We start from the raw sequence: 14302 nt of genomic DNA, 5'->3' as shown, positions 1-14302 counted from the left end.
CTTGGAGCTCCGGGGACGCCGTCACCCGTGGTCGGCGCAGCAGGGGGTGGGGTTGGGCACCTCGAACGGGGCGAGCGTGCCGCCCGCGGCCGGGACCAGGGCCAGGGTGAGCCGGCCGTCGCGCCACTCGGGGCGCACATGGCCGCGGGTGTGCACCGCGGTGGCCGGGTCGGGCCCGCCGCCGTCCGCCGACGGCGCGCCGACCACGACGACCTCGTCCACGGCGCTCAGGCCGAGCAGGTCGGCCACGGTGACGGTCCCGGTGAGAGCGTCCACGCCCGGGTACGACACGGCCCGCCCGGCCCGGCGCCCGGCATGTTCCTCCGCGGCCAGCCGCGCAGCACGGGCCGCCCGCGGCGAGCCGTGCGTGCGTTCCCCGAAGGCGGCGCCGGTGTCCGGACCCGCCCAGTCGACGACCCGCGTCCACGCGGCCTCCGTCGCCCCGCCGTCGGGCAGGGCCAGCGACACGGCCGTGCTGCGGTGCTCGTCGGTGCGGATCAGATGGGTGCAGGCGACGGTCCCCGGCGGGAGGCCGAACCCGTCCACCAGGTGCTGGATCAGGTGATCGGCCTCCCGCAGATTCGCCGAGCCGGCGTCCACCCCGATGACGGTGTGGACGCCGGCGGCGCCGTGCGCAGGTGTCATGAGGGCAGGACCCACATCGGGTTGGAGTAGAACCACAGGTCCTTCCACGGGTCGGCGTCGCCGATGACGTCCATCGCCGGACCGGCCGGGTCGACGGCCGCGCCGCGCAGGCCGACCGCCGAGCGGTTGCCGTCGGTGCCGCGCAGCCGCAGGTACACCGGCTTGTCCACCCGGCCGAGGGAGTAGGTGAGACGCACCGCGCCGGTGGACTTGTTCACCTCGAAGGACTTCACGACCTCGGTGGCCGGGGTGACGAACGTGTCCTTGTCGGCGACCGGACCGGTCACGTCGCCCTGGACGACGTCGACCCGGGCCAGCTTCGGCACGAACTGGGCCCAGTTGGGGCCGTTGGCGAGGCTGATCTCGACGACCAGGTCGACCTGGCTGCCGCGGCGCACGGTGAGCACACCGCCCAGGGTGACCGCGCGGCTTCCGGAGCGCAGCTGCGCGTTCAGGCCGCTGATGAGCCCGCCGTGGTCCACCCAGACCCGGCCGGCCCGGATGCCGTCCATGACCGCCTTGTACGAGAAGGAGGCGGCGCCGACGTGCGTGCGGGAGTACTGGCCGGGCCAGAAGTCGGTGTCCGTGACGTTCAGGGTGCCGCCGTAGACCGGGTCCTCGTAACGGCCGTTGGCGTCGAAGTTGCTGTTCGGGCCACGGACCGCGGTGTCGGCGTACACGTTGTGGGAGTCGGAGTTCGCCGTGACCCACCACGGCTTGCCCTCGGCCAGCAGGCTGTCCCACAGACCGCCCACGGTGGCGGTCATCCAGTCGAAGCCGCCCCAGGTGCGGTAGCTCTCCAGCGGGTACCCGCCGAAGGAGTCGGCGCTCGGGCTGTTGTCGTAGATGCCACGACCGGAGCCCGCGCCCAGCGGGGCGGGTATGCCGGCCGCCTGGTGGCCGGGGGCGCCCTCCATGCCGACGGCGATGCTCGGCTGCGCGTCACGCCAGCCGCGGATCTCGTGCGGGGAGTCGATGCCCTTGCGCGCCGGGTGGTTGGCGAGGAACAGCACGTCCTTCACCTTGCGGCGCTGCACCTGCTCGGCGAGGAAGTTGAGGCCCGAGATGGCGAGCGCCTCGTTGGCGGGGCTGCTGGCGGAGGCGCCCCTGACGCTGCCGTCGAAGGAGTTCTCGAACTCCTTCAGCACCGCGACCTCGTTCTTGCCCGGGTGCACGAAGACGGTGCCGTGCTCGGCGGCCGGGATGTTCCACTCCAGCCCCTGGAAGACGAGCGTGTCGTCGATCTGGTCACGGGCCGCGACGATGTCCGGGTTGACCTTCTCCACACCGATCTTGGCGTGCGCGACGCTGCCGTGGTCGGTGATGACCATCCAGTCCAGGCCGTGCGCGTTCGCCTGGCGGACGTGGTCGATGACCCGGTACTTGGCGTCGGAGCTGTGCTGGGTGTGGATGTGGTGGTCACCGGCGAGCCACAGGTAGCGGCCGGAGTGCGCGTCGTGGTGCGCGGCCAGTGACTCGGGTGCCGCCGCGGCGGCCTGGCCCGCACCGCCCAGCACGCTGCCCGCCGCCAGACCGGCACCGAGCAGACCCGTGCGGCGCAGCATGGAGCGCCGGGAGAGCTGTCCGGGGGTCAGTTCCTCGTCCGGGACCGACAGGTCGAGGGCCGGCGGCAGCGACGTGGCCTCGCCGCTGTCGTGGTGATGGTGGTGGTGACCGTGACCGTGGTCATGGCTGTGGCCGTGACTCATGCTCAACTCCCGCTGGTAACCAGGGCGTACACGCCGGGGGACGTGCAGAGTCTGAGAAGCCTTCGTGAACGCAGGGGTGCGGGATGATGGTGACATCAAGAACGAAGCATGTGCAGCGAGAGCAATTCGGCCACCTGGGCGTGAGCGGCCCGGTACCCGGCGTGCGCGGGGCTCAGCAGGCCTGCAGAGGTTCCTCGCCCTCCGGCTCCTGGAGGACTCCCCGGGGGCGATGGACCACCAGGCTCGTGACCGCGTATGACATCTCGGTGACGTCGGGGTCCGGGGTGGGGTGGTAACGCCCGGCGCACACGGAGAGGTTGACGATGAGGTGGGCGCGCCACCGGGAGCCGACGCCGCGTCCGTCGGCGAAGACCTGCCTGCCGTTGAGCTCCCAGATCACGCTGCGCGCGCCGAACGTCACGCTCAGGTCGACGACACCGCCGGGGCGGACGGCCGCGTCACGTACGTAGGTGTACCCGCGGCGTACGTGGTTGCTGAGCTCCAGCAGGTCGGGGTTGTCCGGGTGGTACTCGAAGACGTCCACCTCGTTCCCGCCGTCCCGCCAGGTCCAGATCGCCGGCCACGCACCCGGCGCGGTGGGCAGCCGGACCGTGGTGTCCAGGCGGTCTCCGCTGCGGACCATGAAGCCCTCGGCGCTCTCCTCCGTGGTGAGCAGTCCCGTGTCCCACAGCCCGTCGGCCCGGCGGCGGGCGCGGAACGTGCCCGTGCGCGAGTATTCGGGGTCGGCGGTGAGATGGTCCAGTTTGTTGTCGCCGGTATTGGTCGGGCCGCCGTCGGGATAGGCCCTGGAACGCCCCGCGACCCACTGGTGCGCGGAGCTGAAATCAGCTGTGAAGACGACTGAGCGCACGCAGGGGCTCCTTGTGGCGCCGGGAACCGCATCGGATGCCGGATTCATCCCCCGAGCGGCAACAGCCATGCGGTTACGGGGAGTGGAGGCCGCCGGAATCACCCGGGCGGGTGACGCCGTTCCGTGCCACGGAGTTCACCGGTCCGACGCCGGGAAGGAGCACGCTCCACGCACCGAACGGTGTCGGAAGGGGCGGGGGATGGAGTTCACGAAGCGGGGGCGGGTGCGGCGCAGAGGTCTGCGGATGGCCGGCTGGGCGCTGGCGCTGGAGGCGGTCTGCGGTGTCTGGCTGGTCGCGAGCGGCGGCGCCGGATGGCGGGCGCTGGTGTGGTTCATGGGGGCCTTCGCCTTCGTCGGGCTCAGGGGACTGCTGTTCCTGCGGGGGCTGCGCAGGCCGTTCCGGCTGGTGGTGGACGTCTACGACAGTTCGGCGGCGACCGGGTCGAGCGGCTGCCTTCTTGGACTGGCCGGCCGCCCCTCCGGCACCGGCCCGTCCCCTTCCCCCGCAGCACGAGCGCCGGGGAAGGGGACGGGCGAGGGACGCGACGGCGGCCGGCCGGGCGGTTCGTCCCGGGTGCCTCGTGGCGGGGCGGGTCAGGAGGCGACGAAGCGGGCGATCTCGCCGAGTACGGTCGTGTCGGTGAGATAGCCGATGTGGGTCTGGCAGGCCACGTTGTTGTTCGTCGCGCCGTCCAGCTTCGTGCTGGTGTACGGGATGATGATGCCGTCGCACGCCGAGTACCAGGTGGCGTACTTGGTGGCACCCGGCGTCTCGTCGCCCGCGGTGATCTGGGCGATGAACGAGGAGCCCGGGTACATCTGCTGGCACGTCGTGTAGATCAGACAGGCGCCGGCGTACGTCGTCCCGTGGTTGGCGCCGGCGATCGAGGCGAGGTGGCTGACGCTGGTGTTGCCGCCCAGCACCTTCAGGTAGTACTGGCTGACCAGGCCGCCCATCGAGTGGTTGACGATGGCGACCTTGCTCGCGCCGGTGCGGGCCTTCACGTTGTCGACGAAGGTGGCCAGGCCCTGCGCGTTGGTGATGTTGTTGCCGTAGGAGTTGTACTCGTAGGCGAACAGGTTGGAGCTGGACCAGCCGTTGGCCTGGAAGACGGCCATGGCGGTGACCCAGTTGGAGGCGTTGCCGGTGTACCCGTGGACGAACACGACCGGCGTGCTCGTCGACAGCGGCTGCGCGGCCGCGTCGGCCGCCCGCGCGGCGGAGACGGTCGCGGGCTCGGCCGCGCCGGCCGTCGACGCCGAGGAGAACAGGGTGAACGCGACCGCGCAGGCCGCGAGAACGCCGAGAAGCCGGCGCGGGGAACGACGACGCATGGATCCCTCCAGACGAGGATGCGGGTGCTTGACCCGACCAGAGTCGTGGGGCGGGACGCGGACGCCATCGGCTGAATCACCAGTGTCCGCGGCGGTCCCGGACGCTCCGGGACCCGCGGGCCGCCCGCGGATCGGCCGGTCTCACTTGAGGCCGCTGAGCAGCACGCCGCGGACGTAGTACCTCTGCAGCAGCAGGAAGAGGACCAGCACCGGCAGGACGCTCAGGACCAGACCCGCCATCACGATCGGCATCGTGCGGGTCGGGTCGACGTAGTCCTGGAGCAGCTGGATGCCGACGGGCAGCGTCATCACGTCCGGGTCGGCGGTAGAGACCAGCAGTGCCCAGATGTACTCGTTCCAGGCGTCGACGAAGGTGAGCAGACCGAGCGTCACCAGGACCGGCTTGGTCTGCGGCACCACGATCCGCCACCACACGGCGAACTCGCCGGCACCGTCGATCCGGGCGGCCTCCAGCACCTCGTCCGGGATCGAGACCACGAACTGACGCATCAGGAAGATCCCGAAGCCGTTGACGAGGAACGGCACGGCGAGCGCGCAGACACTGACGGTCAGCCCCGCCCCGCCGTGCCCGTACAGGTCGTTGCCGCCCGCCAGCGGCCAGTGCGCCAGGATCAGGAAGCGCGGGACGAAGAACAGGAACGGGGGGAACATCATCGTCGACAGCACCAGCCGGAAGATGAGATCCCGGCCGGGGAAGCGGAGTTTGGCGAGCGCGTAGCCGGCGAGCGACGAAGTGAGCAGCACCGAACCGGTGATCAGGGCGGTGGCGACGACGCTGTTGCGAAAGAGCACCGGCAGATCGAGCTGGTCCATCGCCGCCCGGTAGTTGTCCAGGTCGAACGCCTCGGGCAGGAACCGGTACGGCAGGGTGCCGGACTCGCCGGGCCCCTTGAAGGACGTCATCACCATGTCGAGGAACGGCACCACCGTCAGTACGGCGCCGGTCACCACCACCAGATACGACAGCCACGGAAAGCGGCGGCGGTTCACGCGTCCTCCCCGCCGCGCCGGAAGATCCACAACTGGAGCAGGGTGACCGCGAGGACCACCGCGAACAGCACGAACGCGGCGGCGCTCGCCGTGCCCCAGTCGCCGTAGGAGAAGGCCTGCCGGTACATCTCCAGGGCGGCCACGTCGGTCGCGTCGCCCGGCCCTCCCCTGGTCATCACGACGATCAGCGCGAACGACTGGAGGCCGGTGACGAGCTGGGTGACGCACACGAGCAACAGCGACGGCCGCAGCAGCGGCAGGGTGATTCGCCAGAAGACGGTGACGGGCCCGGCGCCGTCGAGCGCCGCGGCCTCGTAGTACGACTCGGGAATGGACTTCAGCCCGGCCGTGAGGACGAGGATCGCCGTGCCGACCGACGCCCAGGCCTGTACGACCACGACCGAGGGCAGCGCGGTGTCCGGGTCCTGGAGGAACGCCATCGAGTCGAGTCCGAGAGCGTTGAGCACGCCGTTGACCAGGCCGCCCGGCTCGTACATGTACTTCCACACGTTGCCGACGGCGACGACCGTCGTCACGATGGGCAGGAAGTACAAAGTGCGCCACAGCCCCTGGAACCGCAGATTGCCGATGCAGGTGGCGACGGTCAGCGAGCCGGCCAGCGCGAGCACCACCGTGCCCAGGGCGAACAGCAGCGTGTTGGTGAGGACGGGCGCCAGGAACGTCGATCCGTCCGCGAACAGACCGGTGAAGTTGTCCGCGCCGGCGGGACGGATGTCGCCGAGGTCGAACCCCGACCAGTGCGACAGGGACAGCAGCAGCGCGAAGCCGAGCGGCAGGAACAGGAAGACGGCGAAGAACAGCAGCGTCGGCGCCAGGAACAGATAGGCCACGACGGTCTGGCGGCGGCGGGTCCGGCCGCGGGCCGGGACGGCCGGCGCGGCGGGCCGCGGGCCGTGCGCCCGCTCGGCCCGCTCCGGCGTCAGCACGTTCACCATGACCGCGACACCTCCTGGTCGACCTGACGGCGGACGGCGCGCAGCGCCTCGTCGACCGAGTGCTGACCGGTCCACAACGCCTCGATGTTCTTGCGCAACAGTGACTTGGCCTGCTGTGCGCCCGGCACATTGGGCTCCGGGACGGCGTACGCCAGCGCCTCCCGGAACGGGCGCAGGTTCGGATCGCCGCCCGCGCCCAGCGTCCCCATGTCGTCGGCGCGGCCGGTCAGGGAGCCGACCGACACCTGCAGGGAGCTCATCCGGGTCGCCACCGCGCCCTGCCCGGCGGTCCGCGCGCCCACCTTCTCGGTGTTGAGCCAGCGCAGGAACTCCCAGGCCTCGCGCGGGTGTTCACTGGCCGTGTTGACCCCCATCATGAAGCCGGTGCAGAGCGTCCCGGGCCGGTCGCCCGCCCGCGGGACGGGCACGGGCGCGACACCGACATCGCCGTAGTCCCGGCCCATCCCGGCCCGCAGACTCGCCGTCCACCAGCCGGCGCTGATCACCATGGCCGCCTGCCCGGACTGGAACGCCTTGTAGACGTTGATGCCGGGGCTGCTCGCGCCGTTGACGACGAGACGGTGCTCCAGCTCGAACACGGCACGGCCGGCGGGCGAGTCGACGGCGGTGCTCCGGCCGTCCGCCGAGACGAACGAGCCGCCGGCCGCGTCGAGCAGCGCGAGGGTCTGGCCGACGGTGGTGGAGTCGTCGTACGTCGACAGCCCGAACCCCTGGACGAGCGTGTTGCCGTACCGGTCCCGGCGCGCGGTGCGGTACGCCGCCTCCTCCAGCTCCCGCCAGGTGCGCGGCGGGGTGCCGAGGCCGGCCGCGCGCAGCAGCCGCTTGTTGTAGTAGAGGGCGTACGTCTGCACCTCGGTGGGGTAGCCGTACACCCTGCCGCCCACCGACGCGGCGTCGACCGCGGCCGTGCCGTAGCCGCGCCCGATCTCCTCGGCGTGCCCGGACGGCGCGGGCCGCAGGACACCGGCCCGCACGAGCTGGCCGTTCCACAGGCAGTACGGGTGGATGATGTCGGCGCCCTGGCCCGCGGCCTGCCGCACCATGAACGCGGTCAGCAGATCCGTGAACTCGACCGCCGCCGTACGCACCTTGACCCGGTCGTGGGTGGCGTTCCACTCGTCGACCGGGCCCTGGAGGGCGTGCTTGAGCTCGCCGCTCGCGTAGTGCGACAGCAGGGTGAGCACGATCGGATCACCGGGCCGTCCGCTGCCCCGGTACGGCGCGGCGCAGCCGGCGGCGAGCAGCGCCGAGGGGAGCGCCAGCACGAAGTGACGACGACTCAAACTGACCCGGTTCGGCGGGGCTTGCCGATCGGTCGGCTCCAAAAGGCCCGGATCGGCACTGTGGTGGGGCGGTGTCACCGGGTGGCCTCCCGGCGCATCACCTGGAACACCCGGGTCGTCCCGAACCCGGCCCTGCGGTACAGCCGGGCCGCGGGGGACCGCTCGCCGGTCCACAGGAACCACGCCGAGTGGGCGCCGCACGCCCGCATCCGCTCCAGCACCAGATGGAGCAGGACCCCGCCGAGTCCGTTGCCGCGCATCTCCTCCACGACACCGAACGGGCCGAACCGCTCGACCGTCGACGCGTACGCCCCGTGCATCGCCCAGCCGGCCAGACGGCCCGAAGGGGCCCGGACGACGACGATGCGGTCGGGCGGCGCGCCCGCGAGCAGGCACTCCCGGATCGTCCGCGCCCAGTCCGGCTCGAAGCGGCTCCCGGCGAGCGCGACCAGCTCCACCAGGTCGTCGTCGGACGGAGTGGCGAACCGGTAGTCCTGCGCGGCCAGTTCCTCCAGGCGTCGCGCGACCTCCGCAGGCAGGCGGTAGCCGACCAGGCCGAGGTCCATCGCCGTCGCCTCGTACCGGGTGCGAAATCCCAGGGAGGGCAGGAGCCGGGCCGCCTCCGGGTAGGCCGTGGCGTCCAGGCCGGGGAGGACGTAGTTGGGGGTGTACGAGGAGAAGTCCACCCGGGTACGGCCGTGACCGTGCAGCCAGTCGAGGGCGTCGGTCAGCAGCCGCCGGCCGAGGCCCTGCCCGCGGGCGACCGGGTCGACGAAGAAGAACGGGATCCAGCCCTGCCGCGGCTCCAGGTCGGCGCCGTGCAACGGGGTCAGCCGGCGCACCGCGTAGGCGGCGCCGACGATCCGGTCGCCGTCGACGGCGATCCGCAGCCCCTCCGGATCGAAGTTGGCGTCGAGCAGCACCAGGGAGCGGAAGCGGTCCCGGGTGACCGGGTCGGCCGGCAGGCTCCGGCGCCACGCCTCCACCACCCGCGGGCCGTCGCCCACGCGAAAGCCGCGGATCCCGGCCCGGGACCGCGTGGCGAGACCGGTCGTCAACGGGTCGTCCGTGCTCATGCTCTGCCCCGTCCGCCGGTGAGATCTCGTAGCGGTAGCTGGAAAATATTCTGTTATGCCCCGGAATTATGCAATTACGTTCCCATGGGACACGCCGGACGTGGCCGCAGTCGCGGGATCACTGCCCTCGGTCGCGTCCGGTTCACCCGACGGTGAAGTCGGCCGCCTTGTCGTCCAGGGTGGTCGTGCCGTCCTTGGCGGTGGCCAGCACGGCGACGTGCCAGACACCGTGCGGCGACGACTGGACGTCCGACCGGGCGACCACGGCCGTGTAGGTGCAGCGCACGGTGTCCTGCCCGGAGGGCTTGCAGATCGCCGACTCCACGGCGGCCATGTCCTTCGCGGTGGGCCGCTTCTCGGCGAGGGAGGAGTCCTCCGGCCAGGCCAGCACCTTCACGCTCCTGACACCGGAGGACGCCGAGACGTCCGCGACGAACGTCAGCGAGCCGTCGCGGCCGCCGACGGGAGCGGTGTAACGGGCGCTGCTGTCCGAGATCGCCGGCGGCTGATCCCCGGCGTAGGCGAGCGCCAGGGCACCGGCCCCCACGCCGCCGAGGACGACAACACCGGTGGCCACGGACAGAGCCATACGTCGGGACATGTGATTCTCCGTAACTGTGTCAGCTGTTTCGCGCTGCCGTTCCTCGACCGCGCCGTTGCGTCGATACTCGCCGCGGGCGGTCCTGCCGGACATGAGCGCACATACTCAACTCCGCGTGGGTACGGTGCTGTGCGGCCCCGGGGCGGTCCTGAAGCGTGCGGATGGGCGGCGTGCCACCCTCGTGGCCGCCGCCGACGGCCGGTTCATACACTCGCCCGATGAAGGACATGATGAACGACATACAGTGCACCCGCTGCGGCACGGTGGGGCTGGAGCCGGGCTTCATCGAGGACTCGGGGCAGGGCGCCCGGGGCAACGCGCGATGGATCGAAGGCCCTCTTCAGCGAGGCCCGCTGGGCGGGGTCAAGAGGCTGGGCCGCCCGCGCTGGACGATCGAGGCCTACCGCTGCCCCGCCTGCGCGCATCTGGAACTGTTCGCCACGCAGCGCGAGTGAGACACCGGCCGGCGCCGTGACCCGGGTGAGCGGGGACGACGGGGCCGGGCCAGGGTGCGCGTGGTGGCGGGCTGTTCTAGCGTCGGAGGTGAGGAGGGGCGGTTCCGCCCGGCGAACGCGGCGAACGGGCGGGTGCGGGCCCGGGCACGGGCCCTGGGTGAGGTGTCGTGCACCCGTCGTGTCCGCTGCCCGGCGCACCCGCCGTGTCCGCTGTCCGGTGTCGGATCCGCGAGTTCCACCGACCCTGGAGAGCAGGTACCCGCCATGCGTACATCGGCCCATGCCGCCGGTGTCCTCACCGGTCTGATGCTTGTGCTCGGCGGCGCGGTCCTCGTCGCACCCGCCGCCCGGGCGGACATCCCGGCCTGTACCAATATGGTCCGGCAGACGGGCGTCGAAGTCACCGACACCGTGAACGCCGCGTGCACCCGGGGCGTCCACAATGACCTCCGCGGCTGTGCCGACGCCCTGGGCGCGCTCGGCGTGCCGGGCGGTGCCGCGACCGGCGCCTGCCGGATGGCTGCCAACCCGCCCTGACGGCCGGGTGGCAGCCAACCTGTCCTGACGAGGGACCTCAGCCGCGCTGGTGCAGCGCGACGGCCAGCGGTGCGGCCGTGAACATGGAGGAATAGGTGCCGACCGCAAGGCCGATGAGCAGCGCCAGGGCGAAGTCGGTGAGGGTGTCACCGCCGAGCACGGCCAGCGCGGTCAGGACGAACGCGGCACCCATGCCGGTGTTGACGGTGCGCGGCAGGGTTTGCAGGAGCGCCCGGTTGGTGACCTCGGCGAACGGCGTTCTGCGGTGGTGGCCGAGTTCCCTGACCCGGTCGAAGACGACGACGGAGTCGTTGACGGAGTAGCCGATGACGGTCAGCAGCGCGGCCAGGAAGACACCGTCGACGGGTTTGCCGAGCCAGGCGAAGACACCGGTGAGAATCACCACGTCGTGGGCCAGGGCCGCGACCGAGGCGCTGGCGAACAGCCAGCGGAAGCGCGCGGCCAGGTAGACGAGTTGGGCCCCGAGGGCGACCGCGAGGGCGATGAGCGCGCCTTGGCGGAGCTCCTTGCCGAGGCTGGGGCCGATGCTCTCGTCGCGGAGGACCTCGGCACCGTCGGCCAGGCCGCGGACGACCTCGGTGGCACCCGCCTTCTGATCATCCGTCAGCGGGCCAGTCCGTACGGTGAGTCGGTCGTCCCCGGAGGTCTGCACGACGGCGTCGGGAAAGCCCGCGTCGGCGAGTGAGGAGCGCGCCCGGTCGGGGTCGACGGCGGTGGCGGTGGTGTACTCGACGAGACGCCCACCGGTGAACTCGACGCCGAGGTCGAGACCGCGCAGCGCGATCCCGGAGGCGGCCAGGACGAGGGCGACGGCGGACGCGGCCAGCCATCTGCGCGGGTGGCGCATCAGCTGCGGGTTTCTGCGGCTGAGCCGGTCGCGGACGGCGCCGGTGTGCGCGACACCGAAGAGACCGGGGCGCCGGCGTGCCCAGGAGCGGGCGGCGGCGTACTCCGCGAGCACACGGGTGACGACCAGTGCGCTGAGCATGGAGGCGAGCACGCCGATGCCCAGAGTGACGCCGAAGCCGCGCACGGGTCCGGAGGCGAGGAAGAAGAGCAGGCCGGCGGCGATGAGAGTGGTGATGTTGGAGTCGGCGATCGCGCTGAGGGCGCCGCGGAATCCGGCGGTCAGCGATGAGCGGGGGGTGGTGCGCAGCCGGGAGGCGTACTCCTCACGGGCGCGTTCGAAGACCAGCACGTTGGCGTCGACGGCCATGCCGATGGCCAGTACGAACCCGGCGAGACCCGGCAGGGTGAGGGTGGCGCCGAGGGCGGCCAGGGCCGCGTAGGAGACCAGGCCGTAGCAGGCCAGGGACACGGTGGCGAGCAGGCCCAGGAACCGGTAGACGGCGATGATGAACAGCGAGGTCAGCGCCGTGCCGATGACGGCGGCCCAGGCGCTCGCCGTGATGGCCGCGGCTCCGAGGGTGGGGCCGACCGTGCGCTGTTCGACGATCTCCACCGGCACGGGCAGGGCTCCGCCGTTGATGAGCAGCGCCAGTTCCCTGGCCTCCGCGTCGTCGAAGGAACCGGTGATCTGCGTGGAACCGCCGGCGATGCCGGAGCGGCAGGCCACGGACGGGTCGACCTGTGGTGAGGAGACGATCCTGTCGTCGAGGACGATGGCGACCCGGCGGGACGGGTGCCCCGCCGGATGGCAGGCGGCCGCACCGGTCAGGCCGGCCCAGCCGTCCTTGCCGGAGCCCTCGAAGTCGACGGTGACGTGCCATCCGGCACCGCTCTGCTGGTCGAAGCGCGCGGCGGCCTTCCGGACGTCCTTGCCGGTCAGCGCGGCGGCCTCCAGGCGCAGAAGCTGCCCGGACTCGTCGGGCAGCACCAGTGGGCGGGCCTGACCGGACAGCGGTCCGGTGACCTCGTCGGTGTCGGAAGCGATACCGGCGACCGGGTGGAAGGTGAGCTGGGCGGTACGGCCGAGGACCTCGGCGGCCTTCGCCGGGTCCTGCACACCGGGCAGTTCGACGATGATCCGGTTGCTGCCGGAGCCGACGATGCCGGGTTCGGCGACCCCGAGCGCGTCGATGCGATCGCGCAGCACTTCGACGGTGCGCTCGACGGCGTCGGCGTCGGCGGTCGCGCCGTCCGCGTCGACGGTGTCGCCGTCCGCGGCGGTCGGCCTGGTCTGGAGGACGATCTGCGTGCCGCCGCGCAGATCGAGGCCGAGATGGACGGGCACCGTGAGCGCGACATACAGCGACACGGCGATGGCGGCGAGGGCGATCAGCCCTCTGAGGTGCAGGGATCGGTTCACGACGGTCCTTTGGCGGGCATGCCGCGGCCAGCGCGTGGTCCACGGCGGGGGAAAGACGGGGCGGCGAGCGCGGGGTCAGATGCCCGGCCGTCCTGGAGGTGCCCGCAGGCGGAGGTGGCGCGTCGGGTGGGTGGCGGTGGCCGCGGGCACCGCCGGGGCGGGCGCGTCGACCGCGGGCGGCAGCGTGTCGCTCGTACGGCCCGGGGTGCCGAGCACGGGCGGCGGGGAGCGGCGCTCGCCGGGGGAGGGGCACTGGACGCGTGCCGCACCGGCGTGGAGGGCCGGATGCGGATCGTCCGCGTGGTGCCCGCGCTCGGCCCGAGCGGTCGCGGCAGCCGGTCCGGCCGCGGCCGGCGACGCGGATGCGGACGCGGATACGGAGGGTGGCGCGGATACGGCCCTTGGCGCGGACGCGGATGTGGCGGGTGGCGCGGATGCGGATGCGGTCGGTGACGCGCCGGCGGGTGCCGCCTCGGTGAGCAGGGCGGTGAGTGCGGTGAGTACGGCGAGAAGGACCGCGATCACCGCAGTCGCCCCGGGGGCACGCGAGCGTGCGGGGGTGTGCGAGGAGCGTGCCATACGTCGTCCTCGCTTCGGCTGCGGTGGGCGCTGGTCCTGGGGAGGTGCGCCTCAAGGCCCCGGCGGGGGAGTGGACGGCCGGAGCCTTGAGGCAGTCGGAAGGGGCCGGCGGTCAGGGTTCGATGAGGCCGGCCCGGATGGCATAGCGCGTGAGCCCCAGGCGGTCGCGCATCCCGAGCTTGTGCAGGAGGTTCTCCCGGTGCCGGTGGACGGTCTTGATGCTGATGAACAGCAACTCCGCGATCTCCTTGGAGGAGTGGCCCTCGGCCACGAGCTTGAGCACCTCCTCCTCCCGGGGTGTCAGCACCTGGTCCGGGGGTTCCTCGCCGTCATGGACACGGTCGAGGTAGTTGCGGACGAGGGCGGTGACCGCGCCGGGGTAGAGGAACGGCTCGTCGCGCATGGCGGCCCGGCAGGCGGCGACCAGGTCGCGGTCTGCCACGGACTTCAGCACGTACCCGCCGGCCCCGGCCTTGAGCGCCTGGAAGAAGTACTGCTCGTTGTCGTGCATCGTCAGCATCAGGACCCGCACGCCGGGCTTGACCGTGAGAAGTTCGCGGGCGGCCTGGAGACCGGTCATCCGGGGCATCGCGATGTCCAGGACGGCCAGGTCGACCTGGTGGGTGCGGGCCAGGGCGACGGCCTCGGCGCCGTCCCCGGCCTCGGCGACGACTTCGAGGTCGGGTTCGCCGTCGAGGATGAGCCGCACCCCGCGTCGTACCAGCGCGTGGTCGTCGGCGAGCAGGATCCGGATCGTCGGTGTTTCGGTCATGGTCACGGCTTTCTGGGGCTGGTGGGCACGGTCAGCCGGACCTGGGTACCGGCCGTAGGCCCTGAGGTGATGTCGAGCGTCGCCCCGATCAGCAGGGCCCGCTCGCGCATCCCGCGGATCCCGGCGCCCTCGCGGACGACGGCGCTCCCACGGCCGTCGTC

At 72.0% G+C, this 14302-nt stretch carries 15 protein-coding genes and 1 pseudogene; 3 read left to right on the top strand and 13 right to left on the bottom strand.

Features of this window, described 5'->3' with window-relative positions; genetic code table 11:
- Positions 1–21: 21 nt before the first annotated feature.
- The 3 genes from ABT085_RS33430 to ABT085_RS33420 all read right to left on the bottom strand — a co-directional run bounded on the left by ABT085_RS33430 (position 22) and on the right by ABT085_RS33420 (position 3225).
- The gene (locus ABT085_RS33430) at positions 22–645 is read right to left on the bottom strand and encodes a hypothetical protein (protein ID WP_351616514.1); all 624 of its coding nucleotides are present in this window, start codon (positions 643–645) and stop codon (positions 22–24) included.
- Positions 642–2354, bottom strand: coding sequence for a PHP domain-containing protein (locus ABT085_RS33425; protein WP_351616512.1), 1713 nt, complete (start codon positions 2352–2354; stop codon positions 642–644). The genes ABT085_RS33430 and ABT085_RS33425 overlap by 4 nt, the downstream gene beginning before the upstream one ends.
- A gap of 172 nt (positions 2355–2526) precedes the next feature.
- Positions 2527–3225 carry a beta-glucanase gene (locus tag ABT085_RS33420; RefSeq protein ID WP_351616510.1) on the bottom strand — a complete coding sequence of 233 codons (699 nt, stop codon included), beginning with the start codon at positions 3223–3225 and terminating at the stop codon, positions 2527–2529.
- A gap of 199 nt (positions 3226–3424) precedes the next feature.
- Between ABT085_RS33420 and ABT085_RS33415 the strand changes: the two genes are divergently transcribed.
- Complete coding sequence (locus ABT085_RS33415; protein ID WP_351616507.1) at positions 3425–3874, top strand: hypothetical protein; 450 nt, start codon at positions 3425–3427, stop codon at positions 3872–3874.
- On the opposite strand, the gene ABT085_RS33410 is transcribed toward ABT085_RS33415, so the two are convergent.
- The 6 genes from ABT085_RS33410 to ABT085_RS33385 form a co-directional block, all read right to left on the bottom strand.
- The gene (locus ABT085_RS33410; RefSeq protein ID WP_351616505.1) at positions 3820–4560 is read right to left on the bottom strand and encodes an esterase/lipase family protein; all 741 of its coding nucleotides are present in this window, start codon (positions 4558–4560) and stop codon (positions 3820–3822) included. The genes ABT085_RS33415 and ABT085_RS33410 overlap by 55 nt on opposite strands.
- 141 nt (positions 4561–4701) lie before the next feature.
- Positions 4702–5571, bottom strand: a complete 870-nt coding sequence (locus tag ABT085_RS33405) for a carbohydrate ABC transporter permease (RefSeq protein WP_351616503.1) — start codon at positions 5569–5571, stop codon at positions 4702–4704.
- Positions 5568–6527, bottom strand: a complete 960-nt coding sequence (locus ABT085_RS33400) for a carbohydrate ABC transporter permease (RefSeq protein WP_351616501.1) — start codon at positions 6525–6527, stop codon at positions 5568–5570. Before ABT085_RS33400 ends, ABT085_RS33405 begins: the two co-directional genes overlap by 4 nt.
- Positions 6521–7831 (bottom strand): ABC transporter substrate-binding protein, encoded by a 1311-nt coding sequence (locus ABT085_RS33395; RefSeq protein ID WP_351616498.1) that lies wholly within the window; start codon positions 7829–7831, stop codon positions 6521–6523. The genes ABT085_RS33400 and ABT085_RS33395 overlap by 7 nt, the downstream gene beginning before the upstream one ends.
- 74 nt (positions 7832–7905) lie before the next feature.
- On the bottom strand, positions 7906–8907 hold the full coding sequence (locus ABT085_RS33390) for a GNAT family N-acetyltransferase (RefSeq protein WP_351616496.1): 1002 nt from the start codon (positions 8905–8907) through the stop codon (positions 7906–7908).
- 142 nt (positions 8908–9049) lie between these two features.
- Positions 9050–9508: a DUF5707 domain-containing protein gene (locus ABT085_RS33385; RefSeq protein ID WP_351616493.1), complete on the bottom strand. Its 459-nt coding sequence runs from the start codon at positions 9506–9508 to the stop codon at positions 9050–9052.
- A gap of 230 nt (positions 9509–9738) precedes the next feature.
- Between ABT085_RS33385 and ABT085_RS33380 the strand changes: the two genes are divergently transcribed.
- Both ABT085_RS33380 and ABT085_RS33375 read left to right on the top strand, forming a co-directional pair.
- On the top strand, positions 9739–9963 hold the full coding sequence (locus ABT085_RS33380) for a hypothetical protein (protein ID WP_351616517.1): 225 nt from the start codon (positions 9739–9741) through the stop codon (positions 9961–9963).
- Positions 9964–10227: 264 nt separating this feature from the next.
- Entirely contained in the window at positions 10228–10500 is a 273-nt protein-coding gene (locus ABT085_RS33375) for a hypothetical protein (protein ID WP_351616491.1), read from the top strand.
- Between the two features lie 37 nt (positions 10501–10537).
- On the opposite strand, the gene secD is transcribed toward ABT085_RS33375, so the two are convergent.
- The 4 genes and pseudogenes from secD to ABT085_RS33355 form a co-directional block, all read right to left on the bottom strand.
- Positions 10538–12790 carry a protein translocase subunit SecD gene (gene secD / locus ABT085_RS33370; protein WP_351616488.1) on the bottom strand — a complete coding sequence of 751 codons (2253 nt, stop codon included), beginning with the start codon at positions 12788–12790 and terminating at the stop codon, positions 10538–10540.
- Between the two features lie 75 nt (positions 12791–12865).
- A complete protein-coding gene (locus ABT085_RS33365; RefSeq protein WP_351616485.1) occupies positions 12866–13369 on the bottom strand; it encodes a hypothetical protein in 504 nt (167 codons plus the stop codon).
- A 112-nt stretch (positions 13370–13481) separates the two neighbouring features.
- Positions 13482–14141 carry a response regulator gene (locus ABT085_RS33360; protein ID WP_351616482.1) on the bottom strand — a complete coding sequence of 220 codons (660 nt, stop codon included), beginning with the start codon at positions 14139–14141 and terminating at the stop codon, positions 13482–13484.
- A gap of 2 nt (positions 14142–14143) precedes the next feature.
- Positions 14144–14302: pseudogene (locus tag ABT085_RS33355) on the bottom strand (sensor histidine kinase); the annotation flags it as partial.

It is taken from the genome of Streptomyces sp. NPDC002265, assembly GCF_040296125.1.
GTDB lineage: Bacteria > Actinomycetota > Actinomycetes > Streptomycetales > Streptomycetaceae > Streptomyces.
Note: the sequence above shows the minus strand (reverse complement) of the source record. Positions and strands in the feature narration are given on the sequence as shown.

Coding starts and splice junctions, on each gene's coding strand:
- ABT085_RS33430 (WP_351616514.1), bottom strand. CDS start 645: ATGACACCTGCGCACGGCGCCGCCGGCGTCCACACCGTCATCGGGGTG.
- ABT085_RS33425 (WP_351616512.1), bottom strand. CDS start 2,354: ATGAGTCACGGCCACAGCCATGACCACGGTCACGGTCACCACCACCAT.
- ABT085_RS33415 (WP_351616507.1), top strand. CDS start 3,425: ATGGAGTTCACGAAGCGGGGGCGGGTGCGGCGCAGAGGTCTGCGGATG.
- ABT085_RS33410 (WP_351616505.1), bottom strand. CDS start 4,560: ATGCGTCGTCGTTCCCCGCGCCGGCTTCTCGGCGTTCTCGCGGCCTGC.
- ABT085_RS33400 (WP_351616501.1), bottom strand. CDS start 6,527: ATGGTGAACGTGCTGACGCCGGAGCGGGCCGAGCGGGCGCACGGCCCG.
- ABT085_RS33390 (WP_351616496.1), bottom strand. CDS start 8,907: ATGAGCACGGACGACCCGTTGACGACCGGTCTCGCCACGCGGTCCCGG.
- ABT085_RS33385 (WP_351616493.1), bottom strand. CDS start 9,508: ATGTCCCGACGTATGGCTCTGTCCGTGGCCACCGGTGTTGTCGTCCTC.
- ABT085_RS33380 (WP_351616517.1), top strand. CDS start 9,739: ATGAACGACATACAGTGCACCCGCTGCGGCACGGTGGGGCTGGAGCCG.
- ABT085_RS33375 (WP_351616491.1), top strand. CDS start 10,228: ATGCGTACATCGGCCCATGCCGCCGGTGTCCTCACCGGTCTGATGCTT.
- ABT085_RS33365 (WP_351616485.1), bottom strand. CDS start 13,369: ATGGCACGCTCCTCGCACACCCCCGCACGCTCGCGTGCCCCCGGGGCG.
- ABT085_RS33360 (WP_351616482.1), bottom strand. CDS start 14,141: ATGACCGAAACACCGACGATCCGGATCCTGCTCGCCGACGACCACGCG.